Origin of the sequence: Kurthia sp. ISK08, from assembly GCF_046159805.1 — a bacterium.
GTDB classification, from domain to species: domain Bacteria; phylum Bacillota; class Bacilli; order Bacillales_A; family Planococcaceae; genus Kurthia; species Kurthia gibsonii.
Genome location: NZ_JBJXHL010000001.1, coordinates 365012 through 387075 on the forward strand (window position 1 = coordinate 365012; position 22064 = coordinate 387075).

At 37.9% G+C, this 22064-nt stretch carries 20 protein-coding genes; 1 reads left to right on the forward strand and 19 read right to left on the reverse strand.

Going from position 1 to position 22064, the window contains the following annotated elements; all coding sequences use genetic code 11:
- Positions 1–50: 50 nt before the first annotated feature.
- The 4 genes from rpoZ to ACKVQX_RS01755 form a co-directional block, all read right to left on the reverse strand.
- Complete coding sequence (rpoZ, locus tag ACKVQX_RS01740; protein WP_068455013.1) at positions 51–275, reverse strand: DNA-directed RNA polymerase subunit omega; 225 nt, start codon at positions 273–275, stop codon at positions 51–53.
- A 5-nt stretch (positions 276–280) separates the two neighbouring features.
- Positions 281–898, reverse strand: coding sequence for a guanylate kinase (gmk, locus tag ACKVQX_RS01745; RefSeq protein ID WP_068455018.1), 618 nt, complete (start codon positions 896–898; stop codon positions 281–283).
- A gap of 50 nt (positions 899–948) precedes the next feature.
- Positions 949–1812 carry a YicC/YloC family endoribonuclease gene (locus tag ACKVQX_RS01750; RefSeq protein WP_325942923.1) on the reverse strand — a complete coding sequence of 288 codons (864 nt, stop codon included), beginning with the start codon at positions 1810–1812 and terminating at the stop codon, positions 949–951.
- A gap of 176 nt (positions 1813–1988) precedes the next feature.
- On the reverse strand, positions 1989–4127 hold the full coding sequence (locus ACKVQX_RS01755) for a M28 family peptidase (RefSeq protein WP_068455020.1): 2139 nt from the start codon (positions 4125–4127) through the stop codon (positions 1989–1991).
- Positions 4128–4315: 188 nt separating this feature from the next.
- Between ACKVQX_RS01755 and ACKVQX_RS01760 the strand changes: the two genes are divergently transcribed.
- Positions 4316–6013 carry an NFACT family protein gene (locus ACKVQX_RS01760; protein WP_068455022.1) on the forward strand — a complete coding sequence of 566 codons (1698 nt, stop codon included), beginning with the start codon at positions 4316–4318 and terminating at the stop codon, positions 6011–6013.
- Positions 6014–6059: 46 nt separating this feature from the next.
- Here the strand turns inward: ACKVQX_RS01760 and ACKVQX_RS01765 are convergent, their stop codons facing one another.
- The 15 genes from ACKVQX_RS01765 to lspA all read right to left on the reverse strand — a co-directional run bounded on the left by ACKVQX_RS01765 (position 6060) and on the right by lspA (position 22052).
- Positions 6060–6899, reverse strand: a complete 840-nt coding sequence (locus ACKVQX_RS01765) for an aminoglycoside 6-adenylyltransferase (protein ID WP_368634209.1) — start codon at positions 6897–6899, stop codon at positions 6060–6062.
- Positions 6900–7386: 487 nt separating this feature from the next.
- Positions 7387–8298, reverse strand: a complete 912-nt coding sequence (locus ACKVQX_RS01770) for a VOC family protein (RefSeq protein WP_068455028.1) — start codon at positions 8296–8298, stop codon at positions 7387–7389.
- Between the two features lie 123 nt (positions 8299–8421).
- On the reverse strand, positions 8422–8709 hold the full coding sequence (locus tag ACKVQX_RS01775) for an NINE protein (RefSeq protein WP_068455031.1): 288 nt from the start codon (positions 8707–8709) through the stop codon (positions 8422–8424).
- 163 nt (positions 8710–8872) lie between these two features.
- Positions 8873–9505 (reverse strand): orotate phosphoribosyltransferase, encoded by a 633-nt coding sequence (pyrE, locus tag ACKVQX_RS01780; RefSeq protein WP_087682424.1) that lies wholly within the window; start codon positions 9503–9505, stop codon positions 8873–8875.
- Positions 9505–10215: an orotidine-5'-phosphate decarboxylase gene (gene pyrF / locus ACKVQX_RS01785; RefSeq protein WP_409135971.1), complete on the reverse strand. Its 711-nt coding sequence runs from the start codon at positions 10213–10215 to the stop codon at positions 9505–9507. The genes pyrE and pyrF overlap by 1 nt, the downstream gene beginning before the upstream one ends.
- On the reverse strand, positions 10215–11129 hold the full coding sequence (locus tag ACKVQX_RS01790) for a dihydroorotate dehydrogenase (RefSeq protein WP_285215962.1): 915 nt from the start codon (positions 11127–11129) through the stop codon (positions 10215–10217). The genes pyrF and ACKVQX_RS01790 overlap by 1 nt, the downstream gene beginning before the upstream one ends.
- Positions 11126–11893 (reverse strand): dihydroorotate dehydrogenase electron transfer subunit, encoded by a 768-nt coding sequence (locus tag ACKVQX_RS01795; protein WP_087682421.1) that lies wholly within the window; start codon positions 11891–11893, stop codon positions 11126–11128. The genes ACKVQX_RS01790 and ACKVQX_RS01795 overlap by 4 nt, the downstream gene beginning before the upstream one ends.
- Before the next feature lie 23 nt (positions 11894–11916).
- Positions 11917–15093 carry a carbamoyl-phosphate synthase large subunit gene (carB, locus tag ACKVQX_RS01800; protein WP_336663113.1) on the reverse strand — a complete coding sequence of 1059 codons (3177 nt, stop codon included), beginning with the start codon at positions 15091–15093 and terminating at the stop codon, positions 11917–11919.
- Positions 15086–16189, reverse strand: coding sequence for a carbamoyl phosphate synthase small subunit (locus ACKVQX_RS01805; protein ID WP_343174680.1), 1104 nt, complete (start codon positions 16187–16189; stop codon positions 15086–15088). The genes carB and ACKVQX_RS01805 overlap by 8 nt, the downstream gene beginning before the upstream one ends.
- On the reverse strand, positions 16186–17463 hold the full coding sequence (locus tag ACKVQX_RS01810) for a dihydroorotase (protein WP_087682418.1): 1278 nt from the start codon (positions 17461–17463) through the stop codon (positions 16186–16188). Before ACKVQX_RS01810 ends, ACKVQX_RS01805 begins: the two co-directional genes overlap by 4 nt.
- Position 17464: 1 nt before the next feature.
- Positions 17465–18343 carry an aspartate carbamoyltransferase catalytic subunit gene (locus tag ACKVQX_RS01815; RefSeq protein WP_141272728.1) on the reverse strand — a complete coding sequence of 293 codons (879 nt, stop codon included), beginning with the start codon at positions 18341–18343 and terminating at the stop codon, positions 17465–17467.
- 166 nt (positions 18344–18509) lie between these two features.
- Complete coding sequence (locus ACKVQX_RS01820) at positions 18510–19868, reverse strand: solute carrier family 23 protein (RefSeq protein WP_325942932.1); 1359 nt, start codon at positions 19866–19868, stop codon at positions 18510–18512.
- Positions 19869–19897: 29 nt separating this feature from the next.
- Positions 19898–20464: a bifunctional pyr operon transcriptional regulator/uracil phosphoribosyltransferase PyrR gene (gene pyrR / locus ACKVQX_RS01825; protein ID WP_325921679.1), complete on the reverse strand. Its 567-nt coding sequence runs from the start codon at positions 20462–20464 to the stop codon at positions 19898–19900.
- 191 nt (positions 20465–20655) lie between these two features.
- Positions 20656–21576: an RluA family pseudouridine synthase gene (locus tag ACKVQX_RS01830; protein WP_068455057.1), complete on the reverse strand. Its 921-nt coding sequence runs from the start codon at positions 21574–21576 to the stop codon at positions 20656–20658.
- Positions 21576–22052, reverse strand: coding sequence for a signal peptidase II (gene lspA, locus ACKVQX_RS01835; protein WP_068455058.1), 477 nt, complete (start codon positions 22050–22052; stop codon positions 21576–21578). Before lspA ends, ACKVQX_RS01830 begins: the two co-directional genes overlap by 1 nt.
- Positions 22053–22064 lie beyond the last annotated feature (12 nt).

The window sequence follows — 22064 nt, forward strand, 5'->3', positions numbered from 1 at the left end:
AAAAAGAAGCTCCCAAAGAATAAATCTCTCTGGAAGCTTTGGGAAGAAAATTATACTTCGTCTTCGTAAATAGCTGACTCGTCTTGTTTTTCTTTCGTTAAAACGCCAGCAGCTACTTCTTCAAGAGCTTTCCCTACGTTTTTCACTGATTTATAAGAAGATAGACGCTCTTCTTTACCTTCTTGCATTGCGCGTGCACGCTTTGCAGCTAAACTTACTAAAGAATATTTTGAATCGATTTTTGTTTTTAATACATCTACTGATGGATATAACATGTAGATTATTCTCCCTTCAACATTGCTAAATATTGTTTTTCTACGCGTTCGCGGCGACAATGCTCCGCAACGACAATTGAATTAATACGGTCACACGCTAATGTAACTTCATCGTTTTCAACGACATAATCGTATAAGTTCATCATTTCAAGCTCTTTATTTGCCGCTTCAATACGGTTTGCAATAACTTCCTCCGTCTCTGTTCCACGACCGACTAAACGGTTTTGCAGTTCAGATAAACTTGGAGGCGCTAAGAAAATAAATAGACCATCTGGAACTTTTTCACGAATTTGTGTAGCACCCTGTACTTCAATTTCTAAAAATACATCGCGTCCTGCATCAAGTGTTTGGTTGACATAGTCAATCGGTGTTCCATAATAATTCCCTACATATTGAGCATACTCAAGTAACTTACCTTGCTCAATTAATGCTTCGAAATCTTCTTTTTCTTTAAAGAAGTAATCAACACCGTCCACTTCGCCTTCGCGCGGTTTACGTGTTGTCATCGAAATTGAATACTCATAATTCGTATCTGGCTGCGAAAATAGTTCCTTTCGTACAGTGCCTTTTCCGACACCCGAAGGACCTGATAAAACAATCAATAATCCACGTTCTTTTCTCATTTTGTCTCCTTCATCGTTACAAATAATTAATGATACTACTAAAAAAACAATTATTCAATATTTTGAACCTGTTCTCTCATTTTTTCAAGTACCGATTTTGCTTGAACTACTGCAATTGATGCGACAGACGATTGATTTTTAGAACCAATCGTATTAATTTCACGATGTATTTCTTGTAAGAGAAACTCTAATTTACGCCCAATTGGTTGATTGTCTCGTAGTGTTTCATCGAGTTGTTCAAAATGGCTCGACAATCGATCGAGTTCTTCCGCAATATCGACTCTTTCTGCAAACACTGCAACTTCCGTTAAAATACGGCTCTCCACTTCTTCGGAGGAAGTGATATCTTGTAGTCTTTGCAGGAGTTTTTCGCGATATTTTTCAACTGCTTGAGAAGATACGCTGCGAATCTGTTCAATCTCTTGCATCAGTTCTTGTTTGAAGCCTTGTAATGCTTCATATAATTCCTGACCCTCTCGCTCTCTCATTTGAATAAGCGCTGTTGCAGCTTCAGTTACCGCTTCACTTACTGCTTGTAAAAGTGTTTCATGGGGTATTTCATCTGATTCTACTAAAAAAGCATCTTGCAACCCTAAAATTTCTTGCATCGACCATTCCTCTTCCACAGGCAATACTTGACTTACCTGTTCTCTCGCTTCTTTATAAGCTAGAAGAACGGGAATGTTGACATTAATTTTCGGTGCTTGCTGCTCTTCTTTTTTCAAATTCACTAAAACATCTAGCTTACCTCGTGATAGTAAAGTTGATAGGAGCTTTTTTGTATGAATTTCTGCTTCCATCCATTCTTTCGGGAACTTCGTCGATACTTCTAAAAAACGATGATTCACCGAGCGAATTTCGACGGTTAATCTAAAATGTTCCGTCGTTGTGACACCCCTGCCAAATCCAGTCATACTTCGCACCAAGGTCAGTCACACCCTTCTTTGCATAATAGATTAATTATAGCATAGGTCTGTTTTATTTTGCTTGTAGTTTTATGAAGGAACGTAAAATTCTTAAACAACGCAGCATCTAAAAAAAGAAACCCTGAATTTCCGTTATTTAACATGACAGAAATTCAGGGTGGATATTACATCGCTTCTAATTGTTTACGCAGTGCTTGTACTGCTTTTACTTCTTGTTCATTTGTTTTCTTTAACAATTGTTGTTGCGTTTGAATTGCCGCATCAATTGCTTTAATCTCTTTTGTGAAGTTGGCACCATCTTTTTTAGCTTGTAATGATGCAATGACATCATATAAATCTTCATGTCCCATCACGCGTCCTGCACCCCATTTTAAACGGTCTGCTGGTTGGTCTGTTACATAGTTTGTAAAATAGTCATATACTTCACGATCATAATCATATGCATACCAGTTATTATCTACTTTATACAATGATTCATCTAATGCTTTTGAAGCCTTCCCTTTTTCTAATGCTTGTTTAGCTTGTTGAAGTGCTTCGATATTATTTTGTGCATGTTCATGTGGGAAAATCACTTCATCTTCCCAAGTAAGACGTACAAAATCATCTTGTGCTGATTTAAATGCTGCAAGCAATGCGTCATTTAATTGTTCATTCTCTTTATAAATACGATCGGCTTCTTTCGTGTCACCTGCTGCATGAGCTTTTTCATATGAAGCATTCACTTCATCTACTTTGGCATTCAGTTCTTTCGCCACTTTTTTCGTTTCTGCTAATTCATTTAATAATGTTTTAGCGTCGACATCGCTCATCGTATAGATTTTTTCTTTCACGCTTTTTTCCATTTCATCTAGACGTGTTGTAAAGTGAAGCGGAGTCACAGCTTGTTTGTCATACGCCATCGCTAATGTACCGTACATATTCATATGATATTTCATTACTTTTTTATTGTACGTGTCATTATTATCATATTGTGAATGATAATGCGTATGCATGAACTGACTATCTTGGAAGTCATTACGGATTGCTGGAATACCGGCAATCGAGAATGAGAAGTCATCTGACCAAGTTTGTAATGGTGTTACGATGCGAATACCATCTTTATAAATTCCATCAATTGCTGGAACTGTTGGAATGAAATCTGTTAAGAAATCTTTAAATTCATATACCGAGCGAATTTCATTCGTATCCATATGTTCAAATGCAGGTAATTCAAAGTTAATGTTCGCAAATGTTTGTTTTGCCCATTCTGGATGCACTTTGAAAATTTGATTGTATGCACCTGTAGACCAGTCATAACGTGAATTCGATACGCCCCATTCTTCTGCTGCTAATGCATTGAAGATGATCGTCTTATCTGGTTGATATCCACTGTCTTTCATCGCTTTCGCAATTCCTAACATTAAACCAATTGCCGAGTTATCATCTTGGAAACCATCAAAGTATGAATCATAGTGTCCTGATAATAGGATGTATTCATCTTTATGCTTTCCTTCGATTTTCCCGTAGTAGTTATATGTTTTTTGATTCATTTTCACTGTTGATTTCGCATCAAAATCAACAGTTAGTTTATTGTTGTTCTTCTTCAATGCTTTTTTTAATTCTTTTGCATCTTTTTGTGACATTGAAAATGCTGGCGCATCTTCTGGACCACAAATATCTTGTGCATTCAGTGCTGATTCATCTACTTCACCATATCCACCATTTTGTACAGCAATAACCGCCGCTGCACCTTTTAAATGCGCTTGATATGTTGGGTAGTTAATCCACCATTCTTCACGTTGATTAATATCTATTAACACCAGTTTACCTTTTACATCCAACTTCTCTAAATCATCTGCTGTTCCGCGATTTGCATACACGACTTCATACGACTTTTTACCATTTGTATTAAAGTTTGTTTGATAGCCACCTAAAACAGCTAACTGTTCTTTTCCAGATGTTGTTTTAAAAGATAAATCTGCTTTTTCAAATGTCCAAGAATCTACAGTAATCTCGTCTTTTGTTACTTCTTGTAAACCAAGTGATTTCATCTCTTTCTCAATATGCTCACCTGTTTGTAACTCTGCTTCTGAGCCTGCAGTTCTGTAACCTAACTTTTCATTCGTTTTAAATTGTTCGAGACCTTTCGCAAAGTCATAGGCGTAATTTTCATCCACTTTACTCATGAATTGTTGTTCTGTTACAACCTCTGTACTTTTTTTCTTGTCGTGTTCAGTCTCGTCTTTTTTATCGGCTGCTGTACATGCTACCAACGACGACGTAACAAGCATTCCCAGCGCTAAAACTCCAAAAAACCTTTTCATCAATCACATTCCTTTTCTATTCAAAATTTTCAAAACAAGATAATTAAACAGTATATGTCAAGAATCGTCAATCTTTTTTGAAAATTAATTTTTTAAATTCTTAAAAAAACATTTGTTTGCAATACGTGGTACACTAGATTTAACTATATGGAGTACTGACAAACTCTAGAACGAAAGAGGATTTGACTATGGCTTATGATGGTTTATTTACAATCGCAATGACAAAAGAATTACAACAACTCGTTACAGGTAGAATCGCTAAAGTGCATCAACCAAACGCACAAGAAGTCATCTTTACGATTCGTGCAAATGGAGCAAATAAAAAGTTATTATTCTCGATTCATCCAACATATGCGCGTGTACACATGACGGAACAAACAATCGAAAATCCACCTGAACCACCGATGTTTTGCTCTTTATTGCGTAAACATGTGGAAGGTGGTTTCATCGAGACAATCGAACAACTCGATGCAGACCGTATTTTAAAATTGACGATTTCGAGTAAGAATGAGATTGGTGATCCGATTACACGTTATATTTATGCTGAGATTATGGGACGTCATAGTAACTTAATTATGGTCGATGCAGAGACTGAAAAAATTGTGGATAGTTTGAAACACTTACCACCTGCTATGAATAGTTATCGTACGGTTCTCCCTGGTTCTATCTATATTGCACCGCCGAAACAAGATAAGTGGAATCCTGTTACAGTAACGGATGACCAACTGGCAGAATTCTTCACTGAAATTCGTGATGCAAAAGAAATCATGCAACAATTCGTCGGATTTTCTCCCCTTCACGCGAATGAATTATTATTTCGCGCACAAGAACAACAAGTGCCAACGGTTTCCATCTTCCGCGATTTCGTGAATGAATTTGTAGTTGGTGGAACAAAACCAACGTATTTAGAACAAGGAAGAAAAGTGATTTTCTCACCAATTGATTTGCATAGCTTTGAAGAACCAAAAACCTACTACAATACATTGAGTGAATTACTCGATCGTGTATTCTTTGCACGTGCAGAACGTGATCGTGTAAAACAACAAGCAGGCGATTTAGAAAACTGGTTGCAAGCTGAGATTAATAAATTGAAGCTAAAACTAAAAAAATTAGATCAAGATTTAAAACGCGCTCAAAACTTAGATCAGTATCAATTATTTGGTGAATTATTAATGGCAAATCTTTATCAATTCGAAAAAGGTGCGAAGTCTGTTACGGTTGAAAATTACTATAGCGAAACAGGTGACAAGATTACGATTCCACTGAGTGAACGCAAAACACCGATTGAAAATGCACAGAGCTATTATGCAAAATACAATAAGTTTAAGCATGCACTTGTCAAAGTGGAAGAACAAATTCAAATTGCGACAGCAGACATTGAATACTTCGAATTACTTGCACAACAAGTTCAGCAAGCGTCTCCTGCTGACATTGAAGAAATTCGTGAAGAGTTAGCAGAACAAGGGTATATGCGCCTGAAAAAATCGAAACGTCGTAAAAAACCGGTGAAACCAACACCAGAAAAATATGTATCTTCTACAGGTGTGCCGATTTCGATTGGGAAAAATAATAAACAAAATGATTATTTAACCTTTAAAATTGCACGTAAATGGGAAACATGGTTACACACGAAAGATATTCCTGGTTCGCATGTAGTCATTCACTCAGATGATCCAGACGAACAAACAATTTTAGAAGCAGCAACACTCGCTGCATACTTCAGTAAAGCACGTGAATCTTCGTCTGTACCGGTTGACTATACAGAGGTAAAACAAGTGAAAAAGCCAAGTGGTGCAAAACCTGGTTTTGTTATTTATTTTGAACAAAAAACAGTATTTGTAACGCCAGATGAAGCACTTGTGATGCAATTACAAGCAAATACTTAAATCTGAAAAAAGCCTGAGACAAAATCGTCTCAGGCTTTTTGCTTCATTATTTTGATTTCATACCAATACCTCTTTGTTCAAGAATATTTAAGATGTATTGCTTCGTGGCTTCACATTCTTCTGAGTAGTTATAATTATAAGATTCTGCTAATGGTTTTGCATAGCGTTCAAATAAGGTAATCATCGTTTGGAGAGCATCTTTTTGTGCTGTACTACTGCCTATTGCATACGTCGTTCGTAATTCTTCAAAATCCTGTTCATCCATATATTCATGTAAATATTTATAAGCATTGCCTAAATTGACACGCTCTAAATGTAGTTCACTAATCGACCAAGCTATCATACGTAAAAGTTCTTCTCGTATAATTTCAAGGTGTTTCGCTGCATAAATAAATTGATGACGCAATATTCCCTTTGCTACATATGTAGCTACCCAGAAAAATTCATTCGTACATTCAAAAAAATCTTGCTCTGATGGTTTTTGGATAATAAAACTCTGTTCATTCGGAATGGGTTGAACTTGTAGACGATGATCTAAATCCATGACAATTTGAACAGTAGACTCCCAATTCAAGTACGCTTCAAATGCATATACGGATGCCATCTTTAAATCGATACGGCTCCCATCTTCAAATAACATTAAAAAAGGATATAACACAAAATCACTTTCTAACTGAATTGGTTCAGGTGTTTGCATAATAATACGTGGTCCAAAAGAATCTAACCACGATGATTGTTCCAGATAGTTAGGTAGATGTGTTGTAAACAGCGTAACATCTAAATCTGAATAGAGATCCTGTCGACCTGTTGCGATGGACCCTTCAATACCTACTGCACGAATATCTGGATGACTATAAATAAATTGTTGTAATACATCTTCTTTCATGAATCCTTCACGCTCCTTAAAAAAATACTCATTCATGTTCGCCCATGAATGAGTATAATTAGATGTAGAATTACATGTCGATTGTTTACATACGCTTCTTTTTCCACTATCTATAACGGAAAGAAATTCATGTATCCAATACAAAAAATCATTTTATAAATATGGTAACATCATTAAACCATTATTAACCTATTCCACTTTATAGCGATGGCGATCTATCAACCTAAATAGATCAACTATGAAAAATATGCACTGCCATTTTCAAATGATTTATCACTGTAAAAAATTTAAACGGTACAAGCGATTATTTTTCTCGCCTAGTGGCTATTTCACCTCCCCCTCATTTTACCTTCCTACATACGTTACCCCATAAATCCTAATTAATAACTTTTTATCCTTTCATCCCATAAAAAAGTATTGAAATCACCTTTATTCTATGCTTATGGAAATTCTAGTCCTTTAGTTATGAATATAAAAAGTAAATCTACTACATAATTTCTTTCACTTTTAACAAAATAACGTTCCCACTTGGATCTTTTACAAAAAATCCATTTGTTGCTTCTTGCATTAAAATAAATTGTTTTATGTGGTCTTTTGCCTTTTGAAGTGCATCTTCTGTTGGTAATGCCAACACAATATGATGAAGTCCTGTATGCATAGCTACTGGGTGTGTAATATCTGAACCCGACCAAATATTCCCTGCTAATTGATGATGGTAATCACTTGATGATACGAAAAAGACATGTTCCTCTAATTCCTTCAACTCAAAACCTAAAATATCTGTGTAAAAATCAACACATTCTTCCATACGATCTAATCGCAAGTGGACATGCCCAATTACTGTGCCTAAAGGTAATCCACCATCTGTTGTAAAATCTGCTAATGGTGCAAGCTCTTTAAAATTTAAAGGGTGATTCACGCCTCTTTCATGATTGCCCCACTGTATTTGCGGACGATCTGCATAAATTTCAATTCCATTCCCTTCTAAATCATGGATATAAAACGATTCATTATAACCATGATCACTGGCACTATCTAAACGTGAGATTGGTATTATTTTGTCAAAATGCGGCAAAACTTTCACTTGTTCCTCGGGACTATCAATCGGTTCTTTATTTTGTAGTATATGAAAGAATTTAGTGGCGAAAGCTTCTCTACTTGGTAAAAGTAAAGCAAAGTGAAAGAGCCCTGTTCCTTTTGATGGTTGTTCTTTTTCAGCTACTTTTCGCATCTCGATTAAAATATGATTGTCAATTCCTAAAAACGCTTCTTCTTGTGTGCGCTTAATACATTTTAATCCTACTACTCGTTCATAAAATGCAATTTGACGCGTTAAGTCTTTTACTTTTAATACAACACGTTCAATGATTGTCTGTTCATTTAGTTTGAATGTTTCCATACTACCTCACCCTTTAAGCCGACTTTATTCGTTGACTTTATCTTCTATCGAATCTCTTTCTTTTGTCAAATAAAAAATCATTTTTCCATTACGTCTTATACGCAAAAGAAAAATGATTTTTGACTAATCCTCTTGATCATAGCCACCATTTAAAATAAATGCATTCTCAAGATCAACTAATTTATTTAAACGAATACCTTCGATAATCCAAACAATTCCTAGAATTATGAATACGTATAAACCAACTGCTAAGAATGACAAAATAAATGTAAAGAAGCCAAGTGACATAATTGCTAAACCACTACCCATACGATTTAAATAAATGCGATGCGCACCGAAAAATAAACCTAAAAATAACCATAAAACCCAAGCAACTTTTTTACTTTTTAAAGCTGGAGCTGTATCTGTCATTATGTAACCTCCTTTGAACATACATAGTCCCTTTCATCTTAATCCTTTTTTATAAAAAAAGATATGGATTCTACTCGTCGTTCACAAGAATTACGAATTTTGTCACGTTCTTTTTCGAAAAAAGGGTGAAGTACTTTATAAGCACTCACCCTCTACTATTCAATTATTTTAAGTTACCTGCTTTTAAATCTTTATACCAAGTAAGTAAGCCCGGGATATCTTCTTTTTGAATTGCGCCTGTTTCTTCTGCTGCTTCTACAAGTGCTTCAAAATCAGATAAGCTATAGTATGGTACGCCTGCTTTTTCGAAGTTCTCAATCGCTGCTGGTAATAAATAAGAGTACACTGATACAACACCTAGTACTTCTGCACCTTCACGATTTAATGCTTCAACTGCATTAATTGAAGAACCGCCTGTTGATACGATGTCTTCGATTACAACAACTTTTGCACCTTCTTGGAACTTGCCTTCTGTTTGCTTTCCGCGACCATGACCTTTTGGTTTTGAACGAACATATACCATTGGTTGTTCTAAAATGTCCGCCACCCATGCAGCGTGTGGAATACCTGCTGTTGCTGTACCTGCCACTACTTCACATGTTGGGAATTTTTCTTGAATTAATGCTGCTAATCCTTGTGCGATTGTTTTACGCACTGTTGGATATGAAATTGTTAGACGTGTATCACAGTAGATTGGTGATTTAATACCTGATGCCCATGTGAATAAATCATGTGGACGTAATTCTACTGCTCCTGCCTCTAACATGCCTTTTGCTACTTCGTGTTGAATTGCCATTATGCGTTGCCTCCCCATAGTTGCTGTACTGTATGATATGCTTCGACTGGATTTTCAGCCTTTGTAATTGCACGACCTACAACGATTTGTGTAGAACCTTCTGATTTTGCGAAATCTGGTGTCGCTACACGTTTTTGATCGTGTGATTCGCCGCCCGCTAAACGAATTCCTGGTGTTACTTTAAAGAATGTTTTGCCACAAGCTTCTTCGATTCCTTTTGCTTCTAATACAGAACATACGACACCATCTAATCCTGCTTCTTTTGCTAATACGGCATAGTTAATCACCGACGCATCTAAGCTTGTTAAAATATTTTGTTCTTTTTGCATTTGTTCTTCTGTTGTAGAAGTTAACTGTGTTACCGCAATAAGTGCAGGACGTTCTTGACCAGCTGGCGTGCCTTCAATCAGACCTTCCATTGCTGCTTGCATCATCTGTGAACCACCTGCTGCATGAACATTTACAAGATTTACACCTAGCTTTGCTAGACCTTTCATTGCTGATTTCACTGTATTTGGAATATCATGTAGTTTTAAATCAAGGAAGATGTCATGTCCCATCTCTTTAATTGTTTGGATAATAGCTGGACCTTCTTGATAATATAACTCCATGCCTACTTTGACAAAAAGTTTTTCATTAAATTGTTCTAGAAATTCGATTACTTCCACTTTACTTGATAAATCAAGTGCGATAATTGGATTTGTATTCATTAACGGTGACTCCTTCCGATTACTTCTGAAATGTGTGCATAACCTAGCTCGTCTAGCTTAGCTGGTAATTGCTCAATGATGTTTGGACAAACAAAATGATCAACAAAGTTTGCTGTCCCTACTGCGACTGCGCTTGCACCTGCTGATAAGAAGTCAATGACATCTTGTGCATCGGCAACGCCGCCCATACCGATAATCGGAATATTTACTGCTTGGCTTACTTCATATACCATACGAATCGCTACTGGTTTGACTGCTGGTCCTGATAAACCACCTGTACCATTTGCAATAACAGGTTTCCCTGTTTTTTCGTGTAGACGCATACCCACTAATGTATTAATCATCGTAATACCATCTGCACCGCCTGCTTCTACTGCTTTCGCAATATCTACAACACTCGTTACATTTGGTGATAATTTCACATAGACAGGTACACTTGACACTGCTTTGACTGCTGCTGTTAATTCTTTTGCTGTTTGAGGGTCTGTACCGAATTGAATCCCGCCACATTTAACGTTCGGACAAGAGATGTTCAATTCCAGTGCATGTACGTTTGGCGCTTTAGAAATGCGCTTTGCCACCTCTACATAATCTTCTGTTTCTGTACCAGCTACATTTGCAATAATTGGCACATCATATTTTTCTAACCATGGTAACTCATGTTCTAATACATGTTCTAAACCTGGGTTTTGTAAACCGATGGCATTCAACATACCTGCTGAAGTTTCGGCTACACGTGGTGTTGGATTCCCACGACGTGTTTCAAGTGTTGTTGCCTTAATCATAATGGCACCTAGCTTTGATAGATCGTATAACTGCGCATACTCTTGACCGAAGCCGAAGCAACCTGAAGCTGGCATAATTGGGTTTTTAAGCGACAACCCTGGTAATTCGATATTTAAACGATTGCTCACAGTGCGACAACTCCTTTCGGGAATACAGGTCCATCTGAACATACTTTTTTGTAATCACCGTCTGTTGTGTCGCAAATACAAGCGTAGCAAGCACCGATACCACAGCCCATACGTTCTTCAAATGATAGGAAACCTTTTTTCTCTGGATAGAATTTTTCTAAAGCACTTAACATTGGTAATGGTCCACAGCTATAAAATACATCGAACTCTGGTTTTACCTCTGCTAATAAATCCGTTACAAAACCTTTTGTGCCTTGTGTACCGTCAGCTGTCACGATATATGTATCGCCTAGCGCTTTGAACTGTTGTTCATAGAATACATTCGCTGCTGATTGGAAACCAAGTACATGGATGGTTTTAACGCCACGTTCATTTAATCTCTTTGATAGCTCATAGAGAGGAGGTACACCAATACCCCCACCTACTAATAGAGCTGTTTCACCAGGTGCAGCTTCTTCGATTGGAAAACCATTTCCTAACGGTCCAAGAACATCCACTTCATCTCCGGCTTTTTTCGTAGACAATATTTTCGTTCCTTTTCCGCCTGCACGGTAAATCATTTTAAATTGCATTGCATCGTGATCAATTTCCGCGATACTGATAGGTCTTCTTAAAGAAGGCTCGTAGTGGTCTTCTACACGGATATGAACAAATTGTCCAGGCTCTTTCATTTCAAGTGTGAGTTGACCAATTAAAGTCAGCTCAAAAATATCATCTGCTATCTGCTTTTGACGAACTACTTTCATACGTTCTTGTTGGATCATGGTTTCGTGCACCTCCGCTTTTTTTACATTTGTTCTGCTGTGAATGTCATTGATTCAATTACTCGTAAGATTGCTTCTGCTGTATCAAGTGAAGTTAAGCAAGCTACACCGTTTTCTACTGATTCACGACGAATTCGGAATCCGTCACGTGCTGGTTGCTTCCCTTTTGTTAATGTGTTGATAACAAGCTGTGCGTTACCTTTTTGAATCACATCTAATAATGTTGGGCCGTTTGAGCCGATTTTATCAACTACTTGTACTTGTACACCTGCTTCTTCAAGTGCTGCCGCAGTACCTGGTGTTGCTAAAATGCTATAACCGATATTAACAAAACGTTTTGCTAGTTCTGTTGCTTCTTCTTTGTCTTTATCTGATACAGTCATTAATACTGAACCATGATCTTCAATCTTCATACCTGCTGCAACGAAACCTTTGTATAATGCTTTTTCAAGTGTTGAGTCTTTACCCATAACTTCACCTGTTGATTTCATTTCAGGTCCTAATGTTGTATCAACACGACGAAGTTTTGCAAAGCTGAATACTGGAACTTTTACAAATACGCCGTCTTTAATAGGCGCTAAACCTACTGGATATCCCTGTTCTACAATTGATTGACCTAAGATTGCTTTTGTCGCAACATTTGCCATTGGAATGTTTGTAATCTTACTTAAGAATGGCACTGTACGTGAAGCACGTGGGTTTACTTCGATTACGTAAACAACGTCATCTGAGATAACATATTGGATGTTCATTAATCCTTTAATGTTTAAACCTTTTGCTAAACGTGTTGTGTAGTCTACTAATGTGTCGATATGTTTTTGTGATAAATCTTGTGTTGGATACACAGCGATTGAGTCACCTGAGTGAACACCTGCGCGCTCAATGTGTTCCATGATACCAGGGATACATACATTTTCGCCGTCACAGATTGCATCGACTTCAATCTCTTTACCTGTTAAGTAACGGTCGATTAATACTGGATGTTCTGGTGAAGCTTCTACTGCTGTCGCCATGTAATGCTCAAGTTCTGGCGTGTTATAAACAATCTCCATCGCACGTCCACCTAATACATATGAAGGACGAACAAGTACAGGGTAACCGATTTCCTCAGCAATTGCTACAGCGTCTGGTGTGTTTGTAGCTGTTTTACCAAGTGGTTGTGGAATACCAATTTCGTGTAATGCTGCTTCAAAACGGTCACGTGATTCTGCACGGTCGATATCATCTAATGATGTACCTAAGATTTTAACGCCGCGTGCTTCTAGTTTATCTGCTAAGTTGATTGCTGTTTGACCACCGAATTGAACAACAACACCTTTTGGTTGTTCTAAATCAACGATGTGCATAACATCTTCAATTGTTAATGGTTCAAAGTATAGTTTATCTGAGATTGAGAAGTCTGTAGATACAGTTTCAGGGTTTGAGTTAATGATGATTGCCTCATATCCTGCTTCTTGAATCGCCCATACAGAGTGTACTGTTGCATAGTCAAATTCTACACCTTGTCCGATACGAATTGGACCTGAACCAAGTACGATTACAGATTCACGATCTGTTTTGATTGATTCGTTTTCGTCGCCATATGTTCCGTAGAAGTATGGTGTTTCTGATTCGAATTCAGCTGCACATGTATCAACCATTTTATAAACTGGGATAATGCCATGTTCTTTACGGAAGTCATATACTTCTTCTTCTTTCATGCCCCATAATTTTGCGATTGTTTCGTCTGCAAAACCTATTTTCTTCGCATGACGTAATGTTTCGACGTCTTTTACATTGTTACGAAGTACTTCTTCATAATCTACAATGTTTTTAAATTTATTTAAGAAGAATAAATCAATTTGTGACCATTCATGAATTTGCTCGATTGTAACACCGCGGCGTAATGCTTCTCCTAAGAAGAATAAGCGCTCATCGCCTGCTTTTGTAATACGCTTTTGAATCCACTCATCTGTTAATTCTTCTGCATGCTTCATTTCAAGATGTTTGTGTCCTGTTTCAAGTGAACGAACTGCTTTTAACATCGCTTCTTCAAAGTTACGACCAATCGCCATAACCTCACCTGTTGCTTTCATCTGTGTTCCAAGATTACGTTTTGCACCTTCGAACTTATCGAATGGCCAGCGTGGAATTTTCGCTACAATGTAGTCAAGTGCTGGTTCGAAACAAGCGTATGTTTTACCTGTTACTGGGTTAATCATCTCATCTAATGTTAAACCTACTGCAATTTTCGCTGCTAATTTAGCAATTGGGTAACCCGTTGCTTTTGAAGCAAGTGCTGATGAACGTGATACACGTGGGTTTACTTCGATAATGTAGTAGTTGAAGCTATGTGGATCAAGTGCTAACTGTACGTTACATCCACCTTCAATTCCTAATGCACGAATGATTTTTAATGATACATTACGTAACATTTGGTATTCGCGGTCTGATAATGTTTGAGACGGTGCAACTACGATTGAATCACCTGTGTGAATCCCTACAGGGTCAACGTTCTCCATGTTACATACAACGATTGCATTATCTTTTGAATCACGCATTACTTCATACTCAATCTCTTTATAACCTGCAATTGACTTTTCAAGTAGACATTGTGTTACAGGTGAGTATTTTAAACCAGAAGCAACGATTTCGTGAAGCTCTTGTTCGTTTTCACAAATACCGCCGCCTGTTCCACCAAGTGTAAATGCTGGACGAACGATTACAGGGTAACCAACTTGGTCTACGAAAGCTTGTGCTTCTTCCACTGTGTGAATGATTTCTGATTCTGGTGTTGGTACATCTAGTTCATACATTAAGTTACGGAATAAATCACGGTCTTCTGCTTGGTGGATCGCATCTAATTTTGTTCCTAAGATTTCAATGTTCAGTTCATCAAGAATTCCTGAATTATGTAGCTCAATTGCCATATTCAGACCTGTTTGACCACCTAATGTTGGTAGGATTGCATCTGGACGTTCTTTACGAAGAATACGTGATACGAACTCTAAACTGATTGGCTCGATGTAAACTTTATCAGCAATTTCTGTATCTGTCATAATTGTTGCTGGATTTGAGTTGATTAGAATAACGCGGTAACCTTCTTCTTTAAGAGATAAACAAGCTTGTGTACCTGCGTAGTCAAATTCTGCGGCTTGTCCAATAACAATTGGACCTGAACCGATTACTAAAATGGATTGAATGTCTTGGCGTTTAGGCATGTTGTGATTGCTCCTTCCCAGCATGTGTATTCATTAATTCGATAAACTCGTCAAATAAGTGATTTGAATCTTCTGGTCCCGGTGATGCTTCTGGGTGATATTGCACTGTGAATACAGGATGTACTTTATGGCGTATTCCTTCAACTGTACCGTCATTTAGTGCAACATGTGTAATTTCTAAATCTGTTCCTTCTAATGAATCTGGGTCAACTGCGTAACCATGGTTTTGAGACGTTAATTCTGTACGACCTGTTTTTAAGTCTTTAACTGGATGATTTGCACCGCGATGACCGAATTTTAGTTTGAATGAGTCTGCGCCACTTGCTAGAGCAAATAGTTGGTGACCTAAGCAAATACCGAAGATTGGCAATTGTCCGATTAGTGCTTTGATTGTTTCCACTGCTTCTGGTACATCTTTTGGATCCCCAGGTCCATTCGATAACATAATACCGTCTGGATTATATGATAAAATTTCTTCTGCTGTTGTATTGTAAGGCACAACGACTACATCACAATCACGTTTGTTTAATTCGCGTAAAATACCATGTTTCATACCAAAGTCCATTAAGACTACTTTTTTACCGCGACCTGGTGATGGATAAGCTGATTTTGTCGATACTTGCTCAACTTGGTTTGTTGGGAATGTTGTATTTTGTAGGCGTGTTACTACTTCTTCTACATTTACTTCTTCGCCAACAGCTGTAATATAACCCTTTACAGAACCTTCTGTACGAATCATACGTGTTAATTTACGCGTATCAATTCCTTCAATTCCAGGGATCTTTTTTTGTTTACAGAATTCATCAACTGTACGCTCTGAACGGAAGTTTGATGGTGTTTTTGCTAGTTCTTGTACAACGAAACCTTTAATTGCTGGAGCAATTGTTTCAAAGTCATCACGGTTCATGCCGTAGTTCCCGATTAGTGGGTATGTCATGGTTACAATTTGACCGCAGAATGATGGGTCTGTCATTGTTTCTTGGTAACCTGTCATCCCTGTTGTGAATACTACTTCACCGTCTGATCCATTCTCGCTACCAAATGCTGTTCCTTCAAATACTTCGCCATTTTCTAAAATTAATTTTCTCGTTGTCATTGTGCATCCTCCCAAACGATTTGTCCGTTATAAATTGTCATCACTGGCCAACCTTGTGCTGTCCAGCCGTTGAACGGTGTGTTGCGACCCATTGATACAAAGCCTTCTGCATCAATTTGTTGCTCTTTTTCTAAGTCAATTAAGACTAAATCTGCTGAAGCGCCAACTTCAATTTTACCGTATGGCAATTTGAAGATTTCTGCTGGTTTTGTTGCCATCCACTCAATTAATTGTTGTAGTGTCCACTTACCTGTTTTTACAAAGTGTGTGTACAGTAATGGGAAGGCTGTTTCAAAACCAACGATACCGAATGGTGCACCAACCATACCACAGCATTTTTCTTCTACTGTATGTGGCGCGTGGTCTGTTGCGATACAATCGATTGTACCGTCAAGTAATGCTGCATGTAATGAATCCTTATCTTCAATTGCACGTAAAGGAGGGTTCATCTTCCAGTTTGCATCATCTGATGGAATATCCATCTCTTCTAATAGTAAGTGATGTGGACAAACTTCTGCTGTTACATGAATGCCTGCTGCTTTTGCATCGCGTACAGCACGTACTGATTCTTTTGTTGATACGTGACATACGTGATAGTGAGCGCCTGCTGCTTCCGCAAGAAGTACGTCGCGTGCAATTTGTACAGATTCACAGATTGAAGGAATACCTGGTAAACCTAATTCTTTATTACGTGTTCCTTCATGCATAACACCGTCATAGATTAATGAGTTATCTTCACAATGTGCGACAACTGTCATACCGATTGCAGCTGCATCTTTCATTTGTTCATACATTGTTGCTGCTTCTTGTACGCCAACGCCGTCATCTGAAAATGCGACTGCACCATGTGCTTTTAATGCTGCTAGATCGGTACGCTCATCACCTGACTGTGCCACTGTTAATGAACCGTATGGTAGCACGCGAATCACTGCGCGTTCTTCGATTAATTGATTAATCATGTCTAAATGCTCTACTGAATCAGGTACTGGGTTTGTATTTGGCATCGCGCAAATTGTTGTGAAACCACCCTTTGCTGCCGATGCAGAACCCGTTGCGATTGTTTCTTTATGCTCATAACCTGGTTCGCGTAGATGTGTATGTACATCGACAAACCCTGGAGAGACGACAAGCCCTTTACCATCAATTACTTCTGCACCTTCTACCGTAATCGTCGATTGGATGTCTGCTACTTTTCCATCTTCCATTAAGATATCCACTTGCTGTAATTCGCCTTGCTCGTTTAACATTTGTACATTTTTTAATAGTTTTGTCATGTTAATCTCTCCCCTTTAAAATTTGCTCCATGATCGCCATACGAATGTATAAACCATTTTTCATTTGTGCGAAAATTCTTGAGCGCTCACATTCTACTAATGATGAATCGATTTCTACACCGCGATTAATTGGTGCAGGGTGCATGATGATTGCACCATCCTTCATTTGCTTTTCACGTTCAACCGTTAAACCGTATTGTGCATGATAACTCTCTGTTGTGAACCCTTCATATGCTGCATCACGTTCATGTTGTACGCGCAGTAACATAATCACGTCGCTCGTTTCGATTTGTTGATCCCACTCATGTTGTGCGTTAAACTCACCTTGCCATTCTGGTGGGCATACAAAGTGCACATCTGCGCCCAACTTTTCAAGTGCAATCGCATCTGACTTCGCTACACGACTATGTGAAATATCACCTGCAATCGTTACTTGTACGCCTTCAAATCGTCCAAACTCTTTATAAATCGTATATAAATCAAGTAGTGATTGTGATGGATGTTGTCCTGCTCCGTCTCCTGCATTGACAATCGCTACGTCTAACCCTTCTAGTAACTCTTCATAATACGCATCTTGTTTATGTCGAATAACAACTGCGTCAATTCCGCTCTGCTGAATTGTTTTTACTGTGTCGTATAAAGTTTCTCCCTTTAATACACTTGAAAAGCCTGTATCAAATGGAATGACTGTCGCTCCTACACGACGCTCTGCCACTTCAAATGATGTTTTCGTACGTGTACTTGGCTCAAAAAAGAGATTTGCAACAAAGTATTCTTTCTCTAGTTGTGGTTGTGCGCCCGCCTCGAATTCAGCCGCTCTGTTTAAAATCGTCATAATTTCTTCTGTTGATACTTCATCCATTGACAGTAAGTTTTTCATTTCTGCAGATCCTCCTCATTTTTCATAAGAAAAGCCTCCCTAAATTTGGTTAAGGAGGCTTAAGATGGGTATGACAAGGTAGAGAGGTAGTGTATAGACTACTTCCGTACAAATCACAGCACCCTTCTTTGCCTCTCTGGGCAATCTTTAAAAGGTTATTTATTATTTATTTTTCAAGTTGTTTTTCACGTTCTTCTTCTGCTTGTAACTCAATATCTGGCTGTGCTTTACCTGGTAAGATGACATTTAAAATTACACCGACGATTGCTGCTAAAGCCATACCTTCGATTGTAAAATCATTGCCCTCAATACCGAATGCATTTTGCCATAAAATCTTACCGCCACCGATTCCTAAGATTAAGATTACCGAAGCGATAACTAAGTTACGTTTATGATCGAAGTCGATTTTGTTTTCAACTAACATACGTAGACCAGATGAAGCGATAATACCGAATAGTAGAATCGATACACCACCCAGTACTGGTGCAGGGATTGTGCTTACAAGTGCCATTAACTTACCTGAGAATGCAAGTAGCATAGCGAATACTGCCGCACCACCGATTACCCATACACTGAATACACGTGTTAACACTAATACACCAATGTTTTCACCGTAAGTTGTTTTAGGTGGTCCACCTACTAATGCTGAAAGGAATGTACCTAACCCATCACCTAGTAATGAACGATTTAGACCAGGGTTTTTAATATAGTTACGTTTTACAATTTTACCCAATACTAATTGGTGACCAATATGTTCTGAAATCGTTACGATAACAATCGGTACCATCGCAAGCGCAATCGCCGGTGTAAAGTTAATTGTGTAATCGACACCTGGTATTAAGAAATTTGGTACTTCAATCCATGCCGCATCAACTACTTTTGAAAAGTCGATAAAGTTTGTGCCTGCAATTTTGTCTGAAATTAATGCGGCTACATAACCTACAATTAAGCCAAGTAAGATTGGCATTGTACTTACTACACCTTTAATGAAGTTATTCACTAAGATGGCTGCTGCTAATGTAATCAGCGCAATGATGAAATAAGAAACATGATACACTTTTGTACCGTTTTGTAATGTTTCATTCATTGACATATCTACAGCGGTTGCTGCTAAACCTAAACCAATAACCATAATAACAGGTGCTACGACGATTGGCGGTAATAAACGCATTAACCATTTATAACCTGTTTTCCAAATCACTAGTGCGACTATACCGTATGTCACACCAACTAGCATGGCACCTAACATGGCACCACCTGGTCCACCAAATGTCTTTGTTGCAACCATCATTGGTGCGATAAATGCAAATGATGATCCTAAATACGCTGGTACTTGAAAGCGTGTAATTAATAAGAAGAATAATGTCGCAACACCACTTGTTAAAAGTGCGATTGCTGGTGATAAACCTGTTAATGTTGGAACAAGGATTGTCGAACCAAACATCGCAAACATATGTTGTAAACTAAGTGTTAAAAGTTGGCTCGTTTTCGGCTTGTCGTTAATATCTAATACTGCATTTGTCATATCTATAATGTCCTCACATTCTATCTTGCTTATTCGTAAATGGCTACTTGGTCTATATCGTCTACTTCCACCATGCTTACAACAATGCGTTCATGACTTGCTGTTGGAATGTTTTTCCCTACGAAGTCTGCACGAATTGGTAGTTCACGATGTCCTCTGTCAACTAGAACGGCTAGTTGAATTTGTGAAGGTCTACCGACATCCATTACAGCGTCCATTGCTGCACGTACCGTACGTCCTGTGTACAATACATCATCTACGAGTACAACTTTTTGATTCGTTACATCATCTGTAATATCTACTTGTTGTACGAGTGCTTCTCCGTTATTCGTCTTTGTCGATAAGTCATCACGATAAAGTGAGATGTCTAATTCTCCTGAACGAATTTCTTTTTTCTCAATCGTATTGATTTTTTGTGCTAAACGTTTCGCTAAGTATGCACCGCGTGTTTTGATTCCAACTAAAATCACTTCATCAATACCCTCATTGCGTTCGATGATTTCGTGTGCAATTCGTGTTAAAGCACGATTCATACCTGCTTGATCAAGAATTTCTGCTTTTTTTGTCACGGTTATTACCTCCCTATTTCGTGGCATAAAAAAACTCCCGAGCGTTATGCCCGAGAGGTTATAGGTATACTTATAGATATGTCAAATACACTGTACGCATACAGTAATCCCACATTCTTCGCATCCTTTTCAGCCTCTCTGGACTGTCTTTAAAGGTGAATATTAGTTTTTCACTGTTATCAGTATATGCTCTATGACTTAAAGTGTCAATTGCTTTTTTATTTTTTATCGTATGAAGATTTTAGTTCGTTCAATAATGCGTCAAACTCTTGTGGCATTGGCGCTTCAAACTCTAAATATTCATTCGTACGTGGATGAACAAAACCAAGTACACCTGCGTGTAATGCCTGACCACCGATATCCATTGTCTTTTTCGGTCCATATTTCGGATCGCCTACTAATGGATAGCCGATGTAGTTCATATGCACACGAATTTGGTGTGTACGACCTGTTTCAAGACGACATTGTACTAATGTATAGTCTACACCAAATCGACCAATTACTTGGAAATGTGTTACAGCGTGTTTTCCTTCATCTACAACGCCCATTTTTTGACGATCTTTTTTGTCACGTCCGATTGGTGCATCAATTGTACCTTTATCATGTGGAATATGACCATGTACTAATGCAATGTAGCGGCGAGTAACCGACTTATCAACTAGTTGTTGTACAAGTGATTCATGTGCTAAATCATTTTTAGCAACCATTAATAAACCTGATGTATCTTTATCAATACGGTGAACAATTCCTGGACGCATCACACCATTAATACCTGATAAATCTGTTACTTGATGCATTAAACCATTCACTAATGTACCGGTTGTATGACCAGGCGCTGGATGAACAACCATACCTTTTGGCTTATTCACAACTAATACATCTGCATCTTCATAAACGATTTCTAAGTTTAAATCTTCTGCTAAAATTTCAAGTGGCTCTGGCTCTGGAGGATTCACGACAATTTCATCGTTCTCTTTTAGTTTATATGTTTTTTTCACTTTTTCTCCATTTACTAATAAATGACCTTCATCAATAAATGTTTGAATTTGACCACGCGACCATTCTTCTTGTAAAGCTCCTAAGACTTTATCAAGACGTTGACCTTTTTGTTCTGCTGTAATTAAAAATGTTTCTGACATTACTTCACCTTTTTCTTTACTTTTCGATCTTCGAAAAGAATATATATAATTAACATAATAACGCCGAGCGTTAACGCTGCATCTGCAATATTAAAAATCGGGAATTGATAATTGATTCCTGGGATTAATACACTGACAAAATCGACAACTTCTCCACGAAATACTCGGTCGATAAAGTTACCAATTGCACCACCTAAAAGCATCATTAAACTCGCCTGTAATAACGGTTTTCTTTTTGCTTCTTTATGGTAAAAATAGATAATCCCTACGACCACGACTACTGTAATGATGGCGAATAACCAGAATTGATCTTGTAGAATTCCCCACGCAGCGCCGCGATTTCGATGCGAATAAATAGATAAATATGGGTCAAATACCGACACTTCTTGTCCAAGTTCCATATTGTCTACTACAAACCACTTCGTTACTTGGTCTAACACAATAACAAATAATGCAATAAGATAATATTTAAACACCTTGTTTCCTCC

Bases quoted from the DNA above. Each gene is read 5' to 3' on its own strand.
- rpoZ (WP_068455013.1), bottom strand. From the start codon at position 275: ATGTTATATCCATCAGTAGATGTATTAAAAACAAAAATCGATTCAAAA.
- gmk (WP_068455018.1), bottom strand. From the start codon at position 898: ATGAGAAAAGAACGTGGATTATTGATTGTTTTATCAGGTCCTTCGGGT.
- ACKVQX_RS01750 (WP_325942923.1), bottom strand. From the start codon at position 1,812: ATGACTGGATTTGGCAGGGGTGTCACAACGACGGAACATTTTAGATTA.
- ACKVQX_RS01755 (WP_068455020.1), bottom strand. From the start codon at position 4,127: ATGAAAAGGTTTTTTGGAGTTTTAGCGCTGGGAATGCTTGTTACGTCG.
- ACKVQX_RS01760 (WP_068455022.1), top strand. From the start codon at position 4,316: ATGGCTTATGATGGTTTATTTACAATCGCAATGACAAAAGAATTACAA.
- ACKVQX_RS01765 (WP_368634209.1), bottom strand. From the start codon at position 6,899: ATGAAAGAAGATGTATTACAACAATTTATTTATAGTCATCCAGATATT.
- ACKVQX_RS01770 (WP_068455028.1), bottom strand. From the start codon at position 8,298: ATGGAAACATTCAAACTAAATGAACAGACAATCATTGAACGTGTTGTA.
- ACKVQX_RS01775 (WP_068455031.1), bottom strand. From the start codon at position 8,709: ATGACAGATACAGCTCCAGCTTTAAAAAGTAAAAAAGTTGCTTGGGTT.
- pyrE (WP_087682424.1), bottom strand. From the start codon at position 9,505: ATGGCAATTCAACACGAAGTAGCAAAAGGCATGTTAGAGGCAGGAGCA.
- pyrF (WP_409135971.1), bottom strand. From the start codon at position 10,215: ATGAATACAAATCCAATTATCGCACTTGATTTATCAAGTAAAGTGGAA.
- ACKVQX_RS01795 (WP_087682421.1), bottom strand. From the start codon at position 11,893: ATGATCCAACAAGAACGTATGAAAGTAGTTCGTCAAAAGCAGATAGCA.
- carB (WP_336663113.1), bottom strand. From the start codon at position 15,093: ATGCCTAAACGCCAAGACATTCAATCCATTTTAGTAATCGGTTCAGGT.
- ACKVQX_RS01805 (WP_343174680.1), bottom strand. From the start codon at position 16,189: ATGACAACGAGAAAATTAATTTTAGAAAATGGCGAAGTATTTGAAGGA.
- ACKVQX_RS01810 (WP_087682418.1), bottom strand. From the start codon at position 17,463: ATGACAAAACTATTAAAAAATGTACAAATGTTAAACGAGCAAGGCGAA.
- ACKVQX_RS01815 (WP_141272728.1), bottom strand. From the start codon at position 18,343: ATGAAAAACTTACTGTCAATGGATGAAGTATCAACAGAAGAAATTATG.
- ACKVQX_RS01820 (WP_325942932.1), bottom strand. From the start codon at position 19,868: ATGACAAATGCAGTATTAGATATTAACGACAAGCCGAAAACGAGCCAA.
- pyrR (WP_325921679.1), bottom strand. From the start codon at position 20,464: ATGCCACGAAATAGGGAGGTAATAACCGTGACAAAAAAAGCAGAAATT.
- ACKVQX_RS01830 (WP_068455057.1), bottom strand. From the start codon at position 21,576: ATGTCAGAAACATTTTTAATTACAGCAGAACAAAAAGGTCAACGTCTT.